The following is a 20907-nucleotide window of genomic DNA, read 5'->3' as shown; positions in this document are numbered from 1 at the left end:
CTTTTGTCACTCTAGGCAGAGGAAAAGTAGAAATCAGGGTGAATCAGGGATATAAAAATTGAACTGGTGAGGCTATAAATAATAGATTGAAGTTTAAAAAAACCCAAAGCTAATTGAGGAATAGGAAAAACCGTTAACCAGGGATATATCAGATTAAATAAAGTAAAAGGTTGAATAATCAAACGAAGATTGTTAAGAATGTTCTTCCAGCCATTTCCATTATCCCACCAAGGATGTGAAACAAATTTTGACTCTCGTTGTGATGGAGACTGAAACAGTTGCTCCGAATGCAGACTAACCATTAAATAAGCACTGCAAATAATTTCCCACCATCGCTCAATATCTGGGTAGTGAGTCAGGCGAAAATCTGACCAACCTAATTCATTCTTACTTTGTTTTAACCCGTACTCGACCCAAGTTCTTAAACCGTAAAAATTTCCAACTTCTCTTGGCGTAATGTCTGGATATTTACTCATCACATACCAAGTAGTGTTATCAGGCAAATTTTCTGGATCTGTAGTAATTTGCCAATATCTAAGTTCTCCACGTTTTCCCGGAATAATTTCTCTAATAAATCGATTTTCCCGACTCAAGTCAGAGAATACCCTTTGAAACTTCTGCCACTTTAAATATTGAATATGTTGTCGTGGAAGTATTTCTACATAATGATTTGACCGAATCGCTACTATATAGTTCAAGTTTAGTTCATCTAATACAGATATGAAATTCTTACCACTCTCTCCATATAAGCTATCTGCAAGTACTAAGTTGAATTTAAAACCCATTGATTGTAGCTTTTTTATCAGTATTGCTGCTATTTCTGGTTTAGTGCGGTACTTATCTCCTGCCTGTAATCTTTCCCTGGGTTTATACACTTCAAACAGTAATGGAAATGTCATCCCACAGAAAACACCATATACTGTCACTGCCACAATTCCATTATCTGTTTTTCCCAAATTTCCTATATACTGCCGTTTCACATAATCTGTCTTGCTCCCTTTCTTTTTATCCCCTGTCTCATCAATAATTAAAATGATTGGTCTACCTTTTAGCACTTGTAAAATTAACTCTAACCTTAAGGTTCTTAACTTTTCTATATCCCAAGGTGATGTAGTTAGAAAATGATGCAACCCTTGCTGGTTATCTAATCCTACGATTTTTGCTATTTCTGGCAATGTTTTACGTTTTAGATCAGAAATGCAGCCTACATGGAGATATTTAAAAGCCTCGAAACTCCTAACATCTGGAAACAGACTTTTATACCACTGGCAATATTCGTCCACAAATTTGACTGTTGGTGCGGCTGGACGGGGCTGTACCATGCTCTGTGTCTTGGTTCTAGCATTTTTACCTTATTATACTACTGCCAGAGTGACAAAACAGGGTTAATTACTAATACTGTTACGGGAACGATTATTAAGTCTCAGGAAGATATTTTGGCAAAAGTTGTTACCCTGACAGCGTTTATTCCCTTGTTGACTGGGACTGGTGGGAATGTAGGGGCGCAATCTTCTACGGTAGTCATTAGAGGGATGAACACCGAAGAAATCCGGATGTTAGGGCCATTGCAGGTAATTGGACGAGAAGCGATCGCGGGTGCATTATTAGGTGTCATGTTAGGTACAGTCGCCACCGTCTGGGCCTACTTCCTCCAAGGAAAATTAGAAGTTGCGATCGCGGTAGGAACTAGTTTGGTAGCTATTTCTGTTTTAGCTTCAATTTCTGGTTCCGCACTACCGTTTTTATTTCGCTTACTCCGCCTCGATCCCGCTTTAATGTCTGCACCATTTATCACTACAGCAGTAGATGTTTTAGGTGTTTTAATCTATTTCAACTTAGCGCGGGTAATTTTAAATTTATAAAAGTTGAGCAATTATAATAAATTAATTTTCGCCTGACTGTACTAAAGAAATACATCTGATTTCCTCTATTAGAGATATGTATTGCCTAAGTTAGTAAGTTAGCTTGAAACCAATAGATTTCAAAGGTGACAAAAATGTTGAGAATATTAATATCAATTTTGATGTTTGTATTCTTATTGTTGTTCGTAACTTCTCCCTTTGCTGCCCTTGCTGGTGTAATGCTTATCTTGTTCATCGCAGGCGCTATATTTTTATTAGGAAATATTTTCCAAACGCTGCTGGGTAGTGATGGAAATAGTTAGTAGGGAATTATTTCTAAGTTTTTGACGCAGAAGACAGAAAATAAAATTTTATAAGCTAATGCGCGTCTCAATACTGCTCGGTTAAGGATTTTAAACTCTTAATTTGGTTTGGGGAAAAGGTGAAAGGGTAAGGGTTAAAGGTTTTTTCTTGCCCCTTTTCCCCTTCCCCTTTTCCCCTTAACCGACAAGTATTGATGCGCGTCTAAATTGCATAACTACTAATCAGGGCTGTTAACTGTTGACGGTTAACTGTCAACGGTCAACCGTCAACAGTCTTCACGATGGATTGTGCAACTTAACAGCAGAATAGCTTACCAATTTGAAAAAAGAATGCGACAAATAGTAGGGGCAAGGCATTGCCCCTACGTGTCAACTTAACGTGAAACCCGCTTGGTTGCAAGGTTTCACCCTCACCCCCAGCCCCTCTCCCACAGGGAGACGGGAGCAAGAGATTTAGTTCCCCTTCTCCTGCGGGAGAAGGGGTTAGGGGATGAGGGCGCTATTTGTACAACGCCCGTCCTATATCGCTTTTAGCTTAAATTGACATCAATGGGCAATGCCTTACCCTCTAGAATATATTGATGTCTCGCAAACATTATTTGAATTCGTATTACTACTTTAATGCAGAAACTCCCATCGGCCCGCGAGTTACGCCTAGCTGATTTTGCAGTTTCAATTCGCGCCAGAGTTGGGAACCTGTAATTTCGCCACGCAGAAGTTGACTGTAGCAATGTATAGTTTTACTCACCTGCGCTGGGGTTTCATTGACAAACTCAATGCGGAATTGACGTAATCCCAAATTTATCAAGCGCTGTACGTACTCAGCTCCCGTTTGAGCAGTGCCGTTAAATACAGTATTGCGACAGCCGACATCAGCTTTGAGGACATGTTCGCTACCAACGCGATCGCGCAATTTCACTTCATGCTGTTCGCAAGGTCTGCCACAGTTAGTGTAATCTGTTCCCTGGGAAAGAAAAGCGCAAAATACGCAATGCTCCATGTGGAACATTGGCATATGTTGATGAATTGTTACCTCAAACCATTGGGGTGGACAACTATGAAGTAAGTCTTCGAGTTGGCTAATATTCAGGTCATAGGATGCGGTTAAGCGTTCCAAACCATAGCGCTGGTGAAAATAATCTGCGGTTAAGGCGTTCGCAACATTCAGCGAGAAATCTCCAACACAACGGTCTTGGGCGAAAAATTGCAGATGATCGTAATTCCGCAGCAGATAGCCATCTGCTTGGGAGTCCCGTACTTGTTGCAAAATCCAATTTTCCCCAGGTTTGGTAATTCGGGGAGGTGCAACCCAGATAGTGGGGCATGGGGCATTGGGCATGGGGCATTGGGCATTGCTTATTTCCCCTTTTTTTACCATCTGCACGGCTTCGCGATAAAAGCGGGGGTCTTCAAATTCACAGTACAGTGTTTGGATTCCGGCTTGGAGTGCGGCTTGGAGTTGTTTGAGGTTCCTTACTAAAACGATGAGTGATGGAGATGCGGGGGATGAGGAAGATGAGGAAGATAAGGGGGATGAGGGGAGTAGGTCTTTTAGAGAAGCATGATCGTTGAGTTCCCAGCGTTTGGGTTGACGGCGTAATTCTTCTAACTGCGCCACCATTTCTCGCCGCATCCGGTTTAATTCACTTACGGGTAAAATTAATGCGCCATTGAGGTGATTGGTTAGGTTTCCTAAACAGAAGGGTGTATTACCTAGGCGACCTAACTGTTCTTGTAAACGTTCTGTGGTTAGGGGTTTGGTGTGCGCTTCTACTAGTGGTATTGTCGAATTCACTTGCACAACATGACCTTGTCCATCGCGGGCGATCGCAGTTAGTGGTTGATCGACTTCGCCGTAAACTTCTAAGTCAATGGGGCGCTGAAATTGGGGGTTGTCTCCCGCAAAGCTTTGACGTAATTGCTTATCTAATTCTGGATCGCTAGTTTTCCAAACGCGATCGCCTATATGCACTCGGCGGAAGTTGAGGTCACTTCTGCCAAAGGTTAGCACGGCTTCTTTACCTTTTTGTACCACCGCATAAACTCGCCCGCCTTCTTCCTTGGCTTCGGGATGACCAGAATCGAAAACAATTCCATCACCTGCTTTCACTGGTGCTTCTAGGGTGATTGTCACCTGTTCATTGCGAATGCGGGTAACTTCTCCCAGGTACACCCCACGTTTTTTGCCAAACCGCGCATGAACTAATCCTTGGTTGTTAATTCCATTAAACCAGCCTGTGTAGATACCACGAGAAAATGCCATTTCCAAGTTGTATTGTTCTTCAGCAGAATGGGAGGGTTTTCTCGCCTTTGGAGTATTCGCTGTTAATTCCTCCATCACCCGATCCAAGGCTTGCCGATAAACATGAGTAACATTTGCCACATATTCTGGAGTTTTCAGCCGCCCTTCAATTTTGAGGCTTGTGACTCCCGACTTCACCAAATCTGGCAGCACTTCCAACCCAGCAAGGTCTTGAGGGCTGAGGAGATATTTGCGTTCTCCTAAATTTATAACTTCGCCATCTGCTATTAATTCGTAGGGCATTCGGCAAGCTTGGGCACATTCGCCGCGATTGGCAGAACGTCCACCTAATGCTTCACTAGTCAAGCACTGACCGGAATAAGCGACGCACAAAGCACCGTGAACAAAGACTTCTAAAGGCAAAGAAGTTTCTTTTTGGCGTATCTGCTGGCGAATTTTGTTAATTTCCTTGAGGGAACATTCACGGGCTAACACGACCAACTGACAACCGAGTGACTGAGCAAATTCCACCCCAGCCGCACTGGTAATTGTCATCTGCGTAGAAGCATGGATAGGAAAGTCAGGCGATAGGTGACGGATCAGACGACATATACCCACATCTTGCACAATCACCGCATCCACACCCGCAGCAATAATCGAGCGCAGATATTGCTCTACCTCTGGTAGCTCTTGCGGAAAAATTAGCGTATTAACAGTTACATAACCCTTCACACCCCGCAGGTGCAGAAAAGCCATCAACTCTGGTAAATCCGCCTCAGTAAAATTTTGCGCCCGCATCCGCGCGTTGAACCTATCCAAACCGAAATAAATTGCATCAGCCCCATTTTCGACAGCAGCTTTCGCACAATCCCAGCTACCTGCTGGTGCGAGTAGTTCTGGACATTGCAGAGTGGATACAGTGAGTTGAGGAGTCAAGGAGCGATCGCTTTTCATCAGGCTGGGAAAGTTTAACTAGCACCATAGTGATTCTATCTAAGTTAATGGGCAAAGGAGGCGATCGCTTTCTTAATGTCTCTCCCCCAGCGCACTCTGCGGTTCGATTTTCACGCTAACTGAGAAACTACCGCTACCTATGTACTGTTAAACTCATTACTAAAAAGTCGAAAAAACTTTGAATTTTTAATTGCTCAATTCCCTACAATAAATTGAGTAGAAAAAACCCGCCTTTGCAGTTCGGTTTTGCTGATTGTGCAGCCATCAAAATGCAGATAAATTTTTATTCATAGTGAAGCGCAAATTAATCTTAATACTATGAGTAATCTTTCCCGCCGCCAACCAGATTATTTTGAATCTGAAGCAAATACTCAAAATAATTTATGGCAATACGTGCAATCTTTGTCCCCTGAAACAGTTGCTCAACTGTCTCAACCTTCTTCCCCAGCAGTATTACAGTTAATTCAACGTGCAATTGTGGAAATGTTAGGTAATTTACCTCATGATAGATATCAGTCATTCATTACCACTAGCCGCGATGAATTAGGAAGACTCTTAGGCGCTGCTATGGTAGATGGCTATTTTCTTCGCAATATTGAACAGCGATTTGATATGGAAAAATCGCTACAATTACCTGCATTGCCATCTCAAGATACACAACATTAGTAATTTGTAAGCTAATTTTGGTAAAAATTAATTCTGCGTATTCCTCCAACTTTCTAGAGACTGTACAATACAGTCTCTATTGTTTTTAGTGTAAGAGTGTTCCAAAAAATAAACGATCCAAAACCTGTCATTGCGAGCGAAACGGAGTGTAGCGTTCGCGTAGCGTCTCGCAGAGAAGCAATCGCAAAATCTTGCAACTACGAGCGAGTCTATGCGATTGCTTCATTCCGCTTTGCTCCATTCGCAATGACAATTGAGCATTTTTTTACTTGGAGTACTCTAAGTGAAATTTTGATTCACAAAATTACTCAGGTTTTAGGGGCTGAATCAGCTGATAAGCCCTAAATTAAATATCCTGGTATAAGGCCTGTCAAAAATCAAAAGTCCAAGCCATCTCCCAAGCTTAGACTTTGATGTGAGTAAGTCGGTAATTGCACCAAACTATGTTACGAAACTTATTATAAGTTGTCTCTAAAGGACTAAAAAGCTGTGCGTGATTTCAGGAAATTATATATTGCGATCGCAATTGCCAAAAGTAACAATACATGAATTATATTACCTGCAATATGCAATGCTAATCCTAAAGCCCAAAAGATAAATAGTACAACTGCAACAGTCCAAAGTACACCAATCATAATTTTTTCCTATAAACTGCGTATTTGAATAAAATTTTAGATACATATTCAATATATAGTTAACTATCTTGCGGATGAATTACGGCTATTTATATTGATAGATTTTTAGGAGATATAGGATTCATATTTGATTCTTGAACAAATACGTAGGGTGTGTTGTCGCGCAGCGCAACGCACCAAAGCTCAGAATACGGTGCGTTATCACTTCGTGATAACGCACCCTACATATACTTAGATTTTTTCAGAAATCAAATCTGAGTCCTATAGTAATAGATAACAGCTATCCGAGAAATTTTGAGGCTTAACATTAGGCAGCCAGTAGAGTTGTCAGTCGGTAACTTGTACCGTATTTGAGTACCGATTTATTTTTACTAAAATATTTACCTAGTACAGGCTGGCGTAAATAAACAGACCATCTGTAATTGCTAAAAGGCTTGTGGTATAAGTATTCTTTCTTTTTACTTTTGCCTTGTTGTACTAGCCATTTACTGTTTCCTTTCTACGCCAGTAATTAAGTTATATACATTTATAAATGGAGCTATTTCTTCAGGCTAACATAAATTAATTCTGATGGTAGATATGATTGCCAAGTTTGAGGTGTTAGATTTAACTCAACAAAGGTTAAAACAAAAAGTTTTTTATCAACTTACAAACCATGAACATTCTTGCTTGGATTGTTTTAGGACTAATTGCTGGAGCTATTGCTAAAGCTATCTACCCAGGTCATCAAGGCGGCGGTATTCTAGGAACAATTTTGTTAGGTATTATAGGTGCATTTGTTGGTGGTAGCCTAGGAGTATTCTTCAGTACGGGAACTCTAGCATTAGCCGCACCCACTCTCAGCATTACAGGTGTGATAGTTGCTGTTCTGGGCGCAATTGTTGCAGTTTTCTTGTGGAACTTACTCACTCGCCGCAGCGCTTTGTAAAAGTAAATTACCCACCAATTTTTTAGTAAACTTCAGGGAATTTTAGTTATATATATTTTTTGTCCCTGAATTTAATAGATTTAAAACGCCAGCTTGTCATCAGGCTGGCGTTATATATTGATAAGCTTATTTAAGACTCATATTCAATTTTTAAAATTCACGTAGTGTGTTGTCGCGTAGCGCAACGCACCAAGCAAAGTATAGAATGTGGTGCGTTACTGTTTCCTATTCCCTGTTCCCTGTTCCCTCTCCTATGAAATATTGGCGTGAAATTATAGCTGTAACTCAACGCATACTAATTGAACTATTGCGCCGCAGACGCAGCTTAATTTTTTGGAGTATATTCCCCATATCGGTGTTGATTCTGAGCGGATTTATTTTAGCAGAACGGGCAAAACTCCCCATCAATACTGCTTTTGAATATGCTGCACCCTCAACTTTAGTAGGTGCAGCAATGTTTTTTAGCTGTTTGGGTGGAACTGTCGCCACTGTTGTTGCAGAAAGAGAACAAAAAACCATCAAACGCCTGTTTCTGGCTCCCTTAAGCGGAATTTCCTACTTTTTAGGAATTTTTCTGGCCCATAGTTGCATTGGTATCGGTCAGGCAATATTAATTTATACTATTGCTGCATTTTGGGGCGCTACTTTTAAAGGTTCTATTTTATTAGGATTAATTATTATCTTATTAACTATCATTGCTTATGTGGGTTTAGGTTTTATTTTAGGTACACAATTAGCACGTCGTATTGAAGATGTTAACTCTTTAGTAGCAGCTTTTGGAGTACCTTTATTAATCCTTGGTGGAGCATTTTTACCAGCAGCTTTATTTCCTCCCACATTAATTAATATCGCTCAATTCAATCCTATTTATCACATGAATGAAGCCCTCGTAGGAGTTTCATCTCAAGGCGAAGGAATTAGTGATATAGGCTCACACTTTTGGTTTTTATTGGTTTTTGCTATGATTGTGATTGTCGGTGGCTGGCTATCTTATTGGCGGATGCTGATAGTAGAAAGGCGATTATAAAAAATCACAATGTTAATTATTAAAAATTTAAATAAATCCTATGGTAGAAACCAGGTTCTCCACAATTTAAATTTGCATATTGAGCCAGGAGAAGTTTACGGTTTAATCGGTGCCAATGGTTCAGGTAAAACCACAACAATCAATATTATTTGTAATTTATTGAATGCAGACAGTGGTGATATTACCATCAATCATCAGCCAATTTCCGCCGCGACCAAAAGAATAATTGGTGTTGCACCTCAAGAAAATTTACTCTACAAAAGCCTATCTTGTGCAGAAAATCTCCAGTTTTTTGGAGATATTTACGGTTTAAACCGCGAAACTCGCCATAAAAGAATTAGAGAAACTCTGTTAGCTGTCAATTTACTAGATAAAGCAAAATATCCTGTAGAGACACTTAGCGGGGGAATGCAAAGGCGGTTAAATATTGCAGTCGCTTTAGTACATCAACCACAGCTAGTGATTCTGGATGAACCGACTACAGGCTTAGATATTGAATCCAGATATGAAGTTTGGGAATTAATCCGCCAACTCAAAAATCAAGGAATTACAGTTTTGCTCACAACTCATTTATTAGATGAAGCAGAACGTCTTTGCCAGAGAATTGGAATTATGAAAAATGGCCGAATCTTGGCTGAGGGTAGTTTAGCAGAATTACGTACATTGATTCCAGCCCAAGAAATTGTGTTAATGCAGACTGAGTTTGAAGCACAAGCGATCGCACGCGCCGAAAAATATGGTTTCACTCATCGGCGTTATGGTAACGATTTAGCCTTTTGGTTACCTGAACCTTTGGAATTAAAGGAAATTATTGCACGCTTCGAGGGGATAGCCATTGATTCTATAGCCCGTCAGCCTGTACGTTTAGAGCATATTTATCTGGAACTTATGCACCACAATTAACAATATCTCAGGCTGAGGTAGAAGAATTATCGTTTTAATTATCAGTATGTCAGTAAAGCGGTAATCTATGTGAATATGATGTATAATAATACGTTACTCTACATCAATATTTGTTTAAGCAGAGAGTGGCGATCGCAACCAACATTTTTGGCAACCTAAATAGTGTAGACATCACTAATTCCTCGTTTTGAGATATTCTACTAATTTTTATTCACTCTTACATAGTTATTCTTTAATTTGCTCTAAATAGCCTATAAATCTGCAATTCGGTGATAAAAATATCAGATTATTTTTTTATAAAGGTTGCATAAAGAAGACAAATTGTGTAACATCGTCTAAGTAAATTTGGCTGGACAAAAGAAAATAGATAAAGTTACTTCGGTAACTGAAATCTACGTAATTTTATCATAGCGATAAAAGTTTGGGTGAAGTTATAAAATGTGCAGAAAGCTAATCCTGTGGAATCAACTAAATCAACACAAGGATCAATTGCAGCATCTGTAAATCAGGGAAAATTGGTGATGTTAGCAAATTTTCAGTCAATATGAGCTAAATATTTCCAACTATTTGGAGTTTAAAATTTAGCTCGAAGATATCTACAAAACAGGGTGCTCTGAATCCCATCGTGTGAAACGATGAATCGACTTTTGATAAATCACTGCTTAGTGGTGATTTTCTCAAAACAGTCGATGAAAAACCGTTGTTCTATAAGGGAATTCAAAGCATGGCTATTATTAACGTAACTTCAACTGCCGATAATGGAGCAGGTTCTTTACGATCTGCGATCGCCTCTGCACAAGCAGGTGACACTATCAAGTTTGCCTCTACTCTTGCTAACAAAACAATTACACTTACAAGTGGGCAACTGAACATTACAAAGAATTTGACAATTGATGGTGCAGGCGCAGCAAATTTAAAAATTAGCGGCAATAATGCCACAAGAGTATTTGAAGTTGGCAGACATATCAATGCTACGCTGCGGAACCTCAGCATTACCAACGGCTACTCAACCGAAAAAGGTGGGGCTGTGAAAGTTGTTGACTATGGCAGCATAACAGTTGATAACTGTAAATTTAACTACAATCGCGGTGGTGAAGGCGGAGCCATCAATATCGGGTATAGCGGTAAAGGCGTAGTCACTAACAGCACCTTTGACAGCAATGATGGTACTTTAACGAAATCTGGCTTTAGTAGTGGAGCGATCGCCACCAGAGGTTCTGGTGATCTAACTGTTAAAGGTTGTAAATTTACCAATAACAAAGGTGTTAATGGTGGTGCAATTTATAGCCTCTTAGGGGGATTAACTATAGACAAATCACTCTTCCAAAATAACAGTTCAGCTGGTGGTACTGGTGGTGGTGCAGTCTTTACTGATGGATGCGATCCAGTCGGGCCAGGTACTCCTGTGGGTGGTGCGATCGCCATTCGCAATAGTCGATTTGAAGGCAATAAAACTAAAGGAGAAGGCGGCGCACTCTTCCTCTATAGTTACGGTGCAGACAAGATGCTTTTGGAAAACTGCACTGTTGTAGGTAACACAGCCAGCTTAGATAGCAAAGGTGTTGCTCGCGGAGGCGCATTACGAGCAAATAACAATCTTACAGTCCGTAACGTTACATTTGCCAATAATATATCCGAGCAACAAGGAGGGGCTGTATGGTTAGATGGTGGCGGAAAGAAAGATTTTATTAACAGTACCTTTTCCACGAATAAGGTGACTAAGGATGCTGGTGGCGCACTGTTTGTCAATACCGATAAAACTGCCCCCGTCAACATTACGAATTCCACTATTGTAAATAACTCCGCCGGACGCGCTTGTGGGGCAGTTTGGATTGGCGATCCATCTGCTGCTGTCACCCTTACTAATTCCATCGTTGCTAACAATAATGCTGGTGATGCATCACAAAAACAAGTAGGCTATCAACTCAAAGATGGGGGTGGAAACATTGAATTTCCAGCACCTCAACAAGGTCGTCGAGTTGTTTCCGGTAGTCGGATAGTTGATCCTCTGGTTGGCACCTTACAAAATATCGGAGGTATGCTAGTTCATCCTCTTCTAGCTGGTAGCCCCGCTATTAATACTGGTAAAGTAGGTGCTGGTATACCCACCATTGACGCACGCGGGATGGCGCGAGATAGCAAAGTAGATGTTGGTGCTTTCGAGATATCTAGCCAGTTGAATGCAACTGCTATGAACACAACTATGTCCGGGCCTAATCTCATGCGTGGGACTAGAGGAGCTGACACTCTCCAAGGTATTGCAACTAGCAACATTCTCCAAGGGGGTGATGGTAACGATACCCTTAAAGGAGGTGATAGTAACGATATCCTCCAAGCTGGTGAAGGTGATGATATTTTGATTGGTGGTAAAGGTAGTGATATCTTACATGGCTCAGGAGGTAAGGACAGATTTGTCTATCAAAATATTGCAGAAAAAGGCGATTGGATTCAATATTTTGATTCTGGAGCAGATATAATTGACCTCAACAAAATTATTGAAGGCACCAATTTTAAGAGTTCTAATCCTTTCAGTAGTTATGTGAAAAAAGAGCAAATTGGTTCTAATACGGTTGTGAGTGTGAATGCAGGTGGTGATAGCACTCCCAATCAATTCCAGAAATTGTTGACACTGGGTAACGTTTCCAGTAATAATCTGACTGCGAAGAATTTCATTTTCTAGAACCAAATTGTCAATTCAGCAAGTTAAGTAAATCTCACTTTCTTTGAAAGTGGAACTAACTCCCAAATTTCTGCCAACAATTAAGAAAAGGAAACATAATCGATATAGGCACAACATTGTTGTGTCTATATCTATGTTATTTATCTACTTGAAAAAGCTGTAAATATAGGGATAAAGATACAGATGTACGTTATTAAAAATAATCGATGTGTAACACAGAATTTAAAATTCTTTGCTCCTTTGTCTCCCCAATCCCTAATCCTTAACTTCTCTATATTGCCAGCATTTCAAATCCCAGCCAACACCAGCTACAACTACAGCAGCTGCATAATTGTCAGCAGCGGGTATTTCTAGTAAACTCCAGCCTGTTACTGTCTGTAACTTAGCTGATGCTGTAGGCGTGAGGGAAATTTCAATTTGCTCTAACTGCGCTATGCCCTCGCCTGTGGCTTTTAAGTAAGCTTCTTTACAAGTCCAATAACGAAAAAATACTGAAGATTGTTGCTCTGGAGATAGCGATCGCACTAGATCATATTCTCCTGGTAAAAAGAACCGTTGAGCCAGAGATTCCAAATCCGACATGGGGCGAATATATTCTAGGTCTATCCCGATTTGGCGATTTTGACTAACTGCACACAAAGCTAAATTTTGGGAGTGCGATAAATTAAACGTCAATCCACTGTAAGAAAATTTACTTGCCAATAGTGGTTTACCACGAGGTTCATAATCAAACTGCACTTCTTGGGGAGAAATTCCCAAATAACAACTTAATATAGTCCGCAAGCTACCACGACCAGCAATAAAACGTTGGCGATGTTCTGGAAAATAAAATCTTTCAGCACGAGCAAATTCATCGCTAGAGAGGATTGTTGCTAAATATTGCAACTCCTCTACTGATTTGTCAAGATTTATACACCAAACATGAACCTCATTTGGTGACAAAGTTACTTCTCTGGGCGATGGTAACCATAAATACTGAGGATTGTTCATCAAATAAGAACATTAAGAGAATGGTAAGTACAGCTATTTTACTTGAGTGGTTTGTCGGATTACGAAAATATAATTGCTGCTTTGCCAAGTTATACCAATTTAAAAAAAGAATGCGACAGATGGTATGGGCATGGGGCATGGCGAAGAAATTACCAATGCCCAATGCCCCAAGCGGCGGGGCGGCTGTCCCTCTCCACCCACAAGGGGATGGAGTTTCCCGCCGCTTTCAATGAATCCTATAGATATTTTGACTTAAATGCGAGTTTTCACTATTTAATTTAGATAAAGTTGCTCTAAACAGTTACGCAAAAATACTGTTAACTATCTTTAAATACTCCTATGCTTTGTTTTTTATATCAGAAAAAATCTGACATAAAAATCTAAAGCAAAGTATTTATACGGCATCAATAAATAGTTTTTATAAAAGTCACCTTGAATATTAAAATTACAAAAATAAGTTACTTAAGAGTGTTTCTTACACAAGAATATCGTTAATATATAAATATATTTATCAATATAGACAACCTATTTATGAAGACCTTAATGCCAGATAATTCTATAAAAGCAAAGGAAAATAGCAAAATTATGCAACTAGTAGAACTGACTGAACTTAGCGACGAAGAATTGGAATTAGTAGTAGGCGGTACAGAGATTGTCAGCATACAAGTTAGCATCTCCATTGTTCCCGAATCAAATATAGGCGAAACATCACTAGCTTGGAGCAGCGGTGGTTCTGGTGGTAGTGGTGGTTCTGGTGGTAGCGGTGGTTCTGGTGGTAGTGGTGGTTCTGGTGGTTGGTAATATTTATCCTGTTATCTTATAAGGTCACCAGAGTAAGATTGTCAACTAATCTTAGTTAAAAACAAAATATGCATTGAAAAATCAAAGAAATTTAGACTATAAATCATCAGCAAAATACTAGAAATTTTAAAGAATAATATGAAGGCAAAATTTCCCAAAAATAATTACCCATACAATCAAGAAAATAGCAAAACGATCCAGCTATTTGAATTGAGCCAACTCAGTGATCAAGAAGCTGAAATAGTTGTAGGTGGTTGGGGTGATGGGAGTGGATTTGGTAGTGGATCTGGTACTGGTAGTGGATCTGGTACTGGTGGTTGGGATGAACCAAATACCACCAGTTAAAGAACTTTAGGCAAGAACTTTCGTAAAATTTGTGTAAGGACACTGGACTGATTAAGAATCTTGGATGTCTACTAATGCGGTTCAGATCAGCAACAAACCTTAACCCCGGTTTCTTGAAGAAATCGGGGTTCTTCTAACACAAATTTCCCTTGATTGAGGGGATTGTCAAAACGGGAGCAATTGAGCGCCACCTTTTGAGCAATCAGTTATTTAATTTTTGAGATTAGAGAAGACTTTTAGTTACTCAGTAGCTAAGATGATGTCGTCTAACAAGAGAAATGCAACAACTATGCTAACGACGAAAAAACAGAGCAAATTTGTCAACCTCAAAATTTTGCTGGGCTTACCTCTTGTTATCTGGTCGTTAGCAAATATCAGGTTAACTGCTGCGGCACAAGTGATTCCAGATAATTCTCTACCTATTAATACAATTGTCACTACAAATGATGCAACCTTTAACATCGATGGCGGCACTAGAGTAGGTAATAATTTATTTCACAGCTTTGAACAGTTTTCCCTGCTCACAGGACAAACATCATCTTTTAATAACTCTACTGATATTCAAAATATTATCAGCCGCATCACTGGCAGCGCTATCTCAAATATTGATGGTTTAATTCGTACCCAAGGCACAGCTAACCTATTTCTCATCAACCCTAATGGTATTGTTTTTGGCGCTAATGCTTCTTTAAATATTGGTGGTTCTTTGATTGCCTCAACAGCCAACAGCATCAAATTTACTGATGGTAGTGAATTTAGTGCTACCAGTCCTCAAACACACACTCTGCTGACAGTTAGTATTCCGTTGGGGTTGCAATATGGGCCTACTAATACAGGCATGATTACTGTTAATGGCCCAGGAAATAATACAGGTTTTAATCAAGATAACTTTTCTGTAATTACAGACAATAGACCTGTAGGACTTCAGGTACAGTCACAGAAAACCCTCGCTTTGGTAGGTGGAGATATTGCGATCGCAGGGGGTAATCTGACTGCACAAGAAGGACGAATTGAGCTAGGAAGTGTTGGCACAAACAGTTTTGTCAAACTCAATCCTATTACCTCTGGTTGGGAATTGAGTTATGAGGATGTTAATAGTTTTCAAGACATTAACCTTTCGCAAGCAGCCTCCCTAGAAGTCAGCGGCAATAGTGGCGGTACTATCAAGTTACAGGGGCGTAATATCCAAATCAAAGATGCCTCTGCGATGTTGGCAAATACTTTGGGTAATGGTTCTGGTGGAACACTGAACATTAAGGGAGTAGATTCTGTAGCAGTCAGTGGCAGTTCGCTATCACCAATTCCTTTTATTACTTATTTATCTACCGATGTGGCTCCTGGAGCCATCGGTAATGGCGGCAATTTATTTATTGATACAAAAAGTTTGCTGGTTGCTGGTGGCGCTCAGATTTCTAGTGGCACCTTTGGTTCTGGTAATGCCGGAACTTTAAAAGTTAAAGCCCAAGAAGTAGAATTGACTGGTGATTCGCGTGTTGCGGGTCCTAGCGGCTTATTTACACCAGTTGCACCCGGAGCCACAGGTAATGGCGGTAACTTAGTAATTGAAACAGATAACTTATTAATTAATAATGGCGCACAGGCATTTTCTAATACATTTGGCTTCGGAAATGCCGGGAATATTCAAATCAATGCAACAAATATACGGTTAATTGGTGCTTCAGGCAGGATTTCCAGTGGCATATTTGCTAATTCAGAATCTGGTACCCAAGGCGCTGGCGGTAATATAACTATTGATACGCAAAACTTATATGTTGCTAATGGCGCTAGGATGGCAGTCAGCACCTTCAATTCAAAAGATGGAGGAATTTTAACTGTTAAGGCAAAAGAGATAGAGTTAGTAGGAGGTGCAGCTAGTGTGGGTTCCAGTGGCTTATTTGCCAATGTGGAATCAAGAGCCACGGGTAATGGCGGTCAATTGTTGGTTGATACCGACAGCTTGCAAATGGCTGGTGGCGCACAGATAGCAGCACTAACCTTTGGCTCTGGAAATGCGGGAACTGTGCAAGTGAAAGCAAATCAGATGCAACTAAGTGGTAGTTCTCCAGGAGGGTCACCCACTGGTTTATTAGCAAATGTAGAATCAGGAGCTAAGGGGAATGGTGGTAATTTATTCATTGATACCCAAAGTTTACAGTTGATCAATGGCGCTCAAATTGGTACAGGTACGTTTAGTTCTGGAAACGCAGGAGATTTAAATATTCAGGCAAATGATGTAGAGCTCATAGGTAGTTCTAGTAAAGCTCCTAGCATGATATTTACTACTGTCACATCCAATGCTACAGGTAAGGGGGGAAACTTAAACCTAGATACCCAAACCTTGCGCCTGATAGATGGAGGTCAAATTGCTAGTAGTACTGCTGGCTCTGGAAATGCAGGGAATTTGACAGTCAAAGCTACTGATATAGAAGCTGTAGGGTATAGCAAACAAGGACGCAGTGGTTTATTTGCTAGTGCAATTCAAGGCAATGGCGATGGCGGTAACTTAGCGATCGCAACTGACAATTTAACTCTTAAAGATGGTGGCATTATTAGTGCTAGTAATTTCCACAGCATTAACTCTAATATTTCCCCAGGGCAAGGAAAAGCTGGGAATATTCAAATTGCAGCTGGTGCTATTTTACTAGATAACACCTCCGCGGAAAATCCTGCTAGCATCACCGCATCTACATTATCTGGTGGTGGCGGCAATATATTTTTAAATGTGCAACAATCATTAACTGCTCGCAATGGTAGTCAAATATCTGCTGACACTAAAGGCAGTGGTGATGGTGGCAGTATTAATATTAATGCTGACTCTCTAGAATTTACGACTGGCGCTTACTTAACTACTAGTACTGCAGGTAAAGGCAATGCAGGTTTAATTAATATTGATGCCCGTTCTATGCTGTTTGATGGCTATAGTAATGGATTATTTACGGGCGCTTTTAGCGAAGCTAAAGCAGAATCACAAGGCAATGGCGGTAATATTCAAGTTACAAGTGATATTTTGCAGTTGAATAATCAAGCTCGTATATCTACTAATAGTGCAGGTTTAGGTCAAGCTGGAAATATCACGATTAACTCTCGACAAATAAAAACTAATCAAGGCAACATTGTTGCAACTTCTACTAAAACTGGTGGTGGTAATTTAAACATAACTAGTAATTTATTGTTGCTCAATAACAATAGTTTAATTAGTACTAGTGTGTTAGATAGTAATGGTGGTGGTGGCAATATTTATATTAATTCTGATTTTGTTTTAGCTCACAATCACAGTGATATTAGAGCTAATGCTGTATTTGGGCCAGGAGGTAATATTCAAATACAAACTCAAGGCATTTTCTTTTCTCCAGATAGCAAAATTGATGCAAGTTCACAATTTGGGGTGAATGGTATTGTCACCATTACTAACTTAGAAACTAGTAAAAATATTGCCAATATAGAATTATCAAAAAATATTGTAGACTCTAATCAACAAATTGCTGCTAGTTGTCGAGGCGATCGCGCCAATAATTTTGTCGTCACAGGACGGGGTGGATTACCAGAAAACCCTACTGACGCTATTCTTGGCAAGACTGTTTGGACAGATTTACGTGAGTTGTCGCCAAAAGTAGGAGTAGAGGCAAAAGTAGGAGGTAACAAACAAGAAGTGTTGCCGCAAATATCTCAAAATACACCATCCGTAATTATTGAGGCTCAAGGATGGACAGTTAATAGTAATGGACAATTAGAGCTAATAGCGAATTCTGTGAATACTATTCCTCCCGTATCTAGCAATTCTGCACCTACTTGCAGTGCAATATAAGAATCCGCCTTAATTTCTGAAATTATTTGCGTAGGGAGGAAACAGGAAGAAGAAATATAAAATTTAGGATGCGTTATTAACGCATCCTACTAATTGTTTTGCAAATATTCAATTGCTGCTGCTAATTTTGAAGGATATCCTTCAGCAAATCTTTCAAACCACAGCCCTTCAGGTGAAAATGGATCTAATTTAGCTAGCCATTCTTCTGCCTGTTTTTTCAAAGCTGCTAGTTGTTTTGCTTTCAGTTGTTCTTGGCGAATACGTTCTTGCTCTAATTCTTGCTGTCTTTGCAATTGTTCAGCTGCATCGACTTGGGCAAAATCTGCTTTCACTTCGTCCAAAAGGTTATCAATTAATGAGGCTGCTTTTGGTGATGTTGGGATTGCAGGTTGGGCTATACCTAGCTGAGGCTGTGGCTGTGGCTGAGGTTGAGAGGGTTTTGGTTCCTGATATTCATTTTTGAGTTCAGCTAACAGCTTATCAATGGCATCCATTATCTGATTCCTGTAAACAAGATTAACACCACTTTATGCCTATACTAGTCTCTAGCCCATAGTTCCTCGTCCTGTTTCATCCCTAATTGCTATACAGCAGGAATGATGGCTACTTGGCTTTAGTCATTTATGGCATTGAGTAGCACTTCTGCAAGACTCATATCTTCCATATCTTCCATTGTAACTGTGTCGCAGATATCAAACTTCGCACCAGCTCCTTGGAGTTCATCATCTAAGACTTTGAGGAAGCGAGTAGCATTAGCATCTGTACCCACTTGAATGAAAGAAATCGCTAACTCTTCATCGCGATCCATCTTCCGGGAAGCTTCGATGATCACTTTCATTACAGCTTTGCGATCGTCTGGTTCTCCATCAGTAACTACTAAAATTGTCTCACCATTGGGCTTAGTTTGATTAGCAGCCTTACGTTGAAAGTAATCATCAGTTGCGTGTTTTAGTACTCCAGCTAAATCAGTAGTTCCAGATGGATCGTTTTCTTGGAAAATTTGTGATACTTTCGCAGATGTTACATTTTCATAGCGTTTAAATTTACCAGAAAAGACATAAATAGTAATCCCATCTGGATCAAATTGTTCGCATTTACTAGCTAGGGCTAAAGTTGATTCATGTGCAGCTAGCCATCTGGTTCTACCACCTTTTTGATCGGGGGTAGCCATACTCCCGCTTTTATCAATAATTAAAGTGTAATCACGATTGTCTAGCATTTCTAATGTCTCCAAGTATCTAGTCAAAATTGAATTAAATAGGGCAGCTAAAGATAATTTGCGAAATTTATGATTTCTCTCTGATTGCTATTAAGCTTTTGCTATACATCCGAGAGAAAAATACTGATTACTCAATCATTTATTGCCTGAATTAATACATCTGTCAGGCTCATATCTTCTAATTGGTCTAAGGTAATGGTGTCACAAATATCAAATTTAGCGCCAACGCTTTGTAATTCGTCATCTAAAGCATGGAGAAACTTAGTTGCTTTAGTATCTGCACCAACTTGAATCAGGGAAATTCTCAATTCTTGCGGATTGTCTAATCGCTTAGTGGCATTGATAATTACCTCAAATACTGCTTGGCGATCGCCTGGTGTCCCATCTGTAACCACTAGAATTACTTCGCCTGCTGGCTTGGTTTTGCCGGCTGCCTTACGTTTAAAATAGTTATTAATTGCGTCTTGCAATACACCTGCTAAGTTGGTCGTATCTCCAGGGATATTTTCTGTAAAAATTTCCTTGACTTTGGCTGCTGTAACGTAATCGTAGCGCTTAAAGCCTTTGGCAAATAGATAAATAGTAATACCATCTAAGTCAAACTCTTCACATCTAGCAGCTAAGGCAAATGTTGATTCTTGTAATGCTGTCCATCTACTTGTACCATTTTTTTGATCTGTGGTAGCCATGCTAGCACTTTGATCAATAATTAAAGTGTAATCCCGATTTTCTAGCATGGCTGATATCTCCAATCATTGCTCATCATTTATTTAGATAACCCTGGCAGAATTAAATATGATTAATCTGTGATCGCATTCATCAATACATCTGCAAGACTCATCTCTTCTAAGTCATCTAGAGTCACAGTGTCGCAGATATCAAATTTAGCACCAACACCTTGTAACTGGTCATCTAAAGCTTTCAGAAACTTAGTAGCTTGGGAATCTGAACCAACCTGAATCATCGAAATGGCTAATTCCTCATCTCGCTCCATCTGACGGGTAGCATTGATAATCACCTCAAATACGGCTTTGCGATCATCAGGTTCACCATCCGTAATGACTAAAATTGTCTCGCCATTGGGTTTGGTTTTACCTGCAGCTTTGCGCTTAAAGTAGTTATTGAGTGCATCTTGGAGTACACCAGCTAAATTTGTTGTCCCAGCCGGATCGTTTTCTTGGAATATCTGCGCGACTTTTGCTGATGTCACATCATCATAGCGTTTAAATCTGCCAGAAAACACGTAAACAGTAATGCCGTCAGGGTCAAATTGCTCGCACTTTCTCGCCAAGGCTAATGTTGATTCCTGAGCTATCTCCCATCTATTTCTGCCACCCGCTTGGTCAGGAGTGGACATACTGCCGCTTTTGTCAATAATCAATGTGTAATCACGGTCACTCATCATAGTATTCCTTTGATTGTTACCTGTGGTTACTAGTCTAACTTTTCGCAAATAGCACGACAGCTGTGGAAGATGCTTTGTAATATTGATTTAAGTAGTTAAAATAATGTATTATTTTATGCTATTAATACCTAATTAACACGGGA

18 protein-coding genes and 1 pseudogene are annotated in these 20907 nt (G+C 39.9%); 10 read left to right on the top strand and 9 right to left on the bottom strand.

Annotation, left to right across the window (positions count from 1 at the left end; all coding sequences use genetic code 11):
- Positions 1 to 11: 11 nt before the first annotated feature.
- A complete protein-coding gene (locus tag HGR01_RS11150; RefSeq protein ID WP_096621593.1) occupies positions 12 to 1322 on the bottom strand; it encodes an IS701 family transposase in 1311 nt (436 codons plus the stop codon).
- Between the two features lie 63 nt (positions 1323 to 1385).
- On the opposite strand from HGR01_RS11150, the pseudogene HGR01_RS11145 reads away from it, so the two are divergent.
- Positions 1386 to 1862: pseudogene (locus tag HGR01_RS11145) on the top strand (magnesium transporter); the annotation flags it as partial.
- A gap of 85 nt (positions 1863 to 1947) precedes the next feature.
- On the opposite strand, the gene HGR01_RS11140 reads toward HGR01_RS11145, so the two are convergent.
- Positions 1948 to 2097: a hypothetical protein gene (locus HGR01_RS11140; RefSeq protein WP_168161017.1), complete on the bottom strand. Its 150-nt coding sequence runs from the start codon at positions 2095 to 2097 to the stop codon at positions 1948 to 1950.
- Positions 2098 to 2777: 680 nt separating this feature from the next.
- Positions 2778 to 5360, bottom strand: a complete 2583-nt coding sequence (locus HGR01_RS11135) for a U32 family peptidase (protein ID WP_045872765.1) — start codon at positions 5358 to 5360, stop codon at positions 2778 to 2780.
- A gap of 318 nt (positions 5361 to 5678) precedes the next feature.
- Here HGR01_RS11135 and HGR01_RS11130 point away from each other — a divergent pair, with 318 nt between their 5' ends.
- Positions 5679 to 6026 carry a DUF760 domain-containing protein gene (locus tag HGR01_RS11130; protein ID WP_045872766.1) on the top strand — a complete coding sequence of 116 codons (348 nt, stop codon included), beginning with the start codon at positions 5679 to 5681 and terminating at the stop codon, positions 6024 to 6026.
- Between the two features lie 479 nt (positions 6027 to 6505).
- Here HGR01_RS11130 and HGR01_RS11125 read toward each other — a convergent pair whose 3' ends face one another.
- A complete protein-coding gene (locus tag HGR01_RS11125) occupies positions 6506 to 6661 on the bottom strand; it encodes a lmo0937 family membrane protein (protein WP_096622101.1) in 156 nt (51 codons plus the stop codon).
- Positions 6662 to 7316: 655 nt separating this feature from the next.
- On the opposite strand from HGR01_RS11125, the gene HGR01_RS11120 reads away from it, so the two are divergent.
- The 4 genes from HGR01_RS11120 to HGR01_RS11105 all read left to right on the top strand — a co-directional run bounded on the left by HGR01_RS11120 (position 7317) and on the right by HGR01_RS11105 (position 12199).
- Complete coding sequence (locus HGR01_RS11120; protein ID WP_045872768.1) at positions 7317 to 7589, top strand: GlsB/YeaQ/YmgE family stress response membrane protein; 273 nt, start codon at positions 7317 to 7319, stop codon at positions 7587 to 7589.
- Between the two features lie 253 nt (positions 7590 to 7842).
- Complete coding sequence (locus HGR01_RS11115; RefSeq protein ID WP_045873017.1) at positions 7843 to 8616, top strand: ABC transporter permease; 774 nt, start codon at positions 7843 to 7845, stop codon at positions 8614 to 8616.
- A gap of 9 nt (positions 8617 to 8625) precedes the next feature.
- A complete protein-coding gene (locus HGR01_RS11110) occupies positions 8626 to 9519 on the top strand; it encodes an ABC transporter ATP-binding protein (protein WP_045872769.1) in 894 nt (297 codons plus the stop codon).
- Between the two features lie 724 nt (positions 9520 to 10243).
- Positions 10244 to 12199: a right-handed parallel beta-helix repeat-containing protein gene (locus HGR01_RS11105; RefSeq protein ID WP_045872770.1), complete on the top strand. Its 1956-nt coding sequence runs from the start codon at positions 10244 to 10246 to the stop codon at positions 12197 to 12199.
- 255 nt (positions 12200 to 12454) lie between these two features.
- Here the strand turns inward: HGR01_RS11105 and hetI are convergent, their stop codons facing one another.
- Positions 12455 to 13189: a 4'-phosphopantetheinyl transferase HetI gene (gene hetI, locus HGR01_RS11100; protein ID WP_045872771.1), complete on the bottom strand. Its 735-nt coding sequence runs from the start codon at positions 13187 to 13189 to the stop codon at positions 12455 to 12457.
- A 20-nt stretch (positions 13190 to 13209) separates the two neighbouring features.
- Here hetI and HGR01_RS11095 point away from each other — a divergent pair, with 20 nt between their 5' ends.
- The 4 genes from HGR01_RS11095 (at position 13210) to HGR01_RS11080 (ending at position 18140) form a co-directional block, all read left to right on the top strand.
- Positions 13210 to 13422, top strand: a complete 213-nt coding sequence (locus HGR01_RS11095) for a hypothetical protein (protein WP_045872772.1) — start codon at positions 13210 to 13212, stop codon at positions 13420 to 13422.
- A 298-nt stretch (positions 13423 to 13720) separates the two neighbouring features.
- Positions 13721 to 13990, top strand: a complete 270-nt coding sequence (locus tag HGR01_RS11090) for a hypothetical protein (protein ID WP_168161016.1) — start codon at positions 13721 to 13723, stop codon at positions 13988 to 13990.
- Positions 13991 to 14128: 138 nt separating this feature from the next.
- Positions 14129 to 14335 (top strand): hypothetical protein, encoded by a 207-nt coding sequence (locus HGR01_RS11085; protein ID WP_045872774.1) that lies wholly within the window; start codon positions 14129 to 14131, stop codon positions 14333 to 14335.
- Positions 14336 to 14624: 289 nt separating this feature from the next.
- Entirely contained in the window at positions 14625 to 18140 is a 3516-nt protein-coding gene (locus HGR01_RS11080) for a filamentous hemagglutinin N-terminal domain-containing protein (protein WP_045872775.1), read from the top strand.
- An 89-nt stretch (positions 18141 to 18229) separates the two neighbouring features.
- Here HGR01_RS11080 and HGR01_RS11075 read toward each other — a convergent pair whose 3' ends face one another.
- The 4 genes from HGR01_RS11075 to HGR01_RS11060 all read right to left on the bottom strand — a co-directional run bounded on the left by HGR01_RS11075 (position 18230) and on the right by HGR01_RS11060 (position 20764).
- Complete coding sequence (locus HGR01_RS11075; protein ID WP_045872776.1) at positions 18230 to 18634, bottom strand: salt stress protein, Slr1339 family; 405 nt, start codon at positions 18632 to 18634, stop codon at positions 18230 to 18232.
- A 119-nt stretch (positions 18635 to 18753) separates the two neighbouring features.
- On the bottom strand, positions 18754 to 19359 hold the full coding sequence (locus tag HGR01_RS11070) for a vWA domain-containing protein (protein ID WP_045872777.1): 606 nt from the start codon (positions 19357 to 19359) through the stop codon (positions 18754 to 18756).
- Positions 19360 to 19490: 131 nt separating this feature from the next.
- Positions 19491 to 20096 (bottom strand): vWA domain-containing protein, encoded by a 606-nt coding sequence (locus HGR01_RS11065; RefSeq protein WP_045872778.1) that lies wholly within the window; start codon positions 20094 to 20096, stop codon positions 19491 to 19493.
- A gap of 62 nt (positions 20097 to 20158) precedes the next feature.
- Positions 20159 to 20764 carry a vWA domain-containing protein gene (locus tag HGR01_RS11060; RefSeq protein WP_045872779.1) on the bottom strand — a complete coding sequence of 202 codons (606 nt, stop codon included), beginning with the start codon at positions 20762 to 20764 and terminating at the stop codon, positions 20159 to 20161.
- Positions 20765 to 20907: the final 143 nt, after the last annotated feature.

It is taken from the genome of Tolypothrix sp. PCC 7712, assembly GCF_025860405.1.
Lineage (GTDB): Bacteria > Cyanobacteriota > Cyanobacteriia > Cyanobacteriales > Nostocaceae > Aulosira > Aulosira diplosiphon.
The sequence above is the reverse complement of the archived record's forward strand: the minus strand, read 5'-3'. Positions and strand labels throughout refer to the sequence as shown.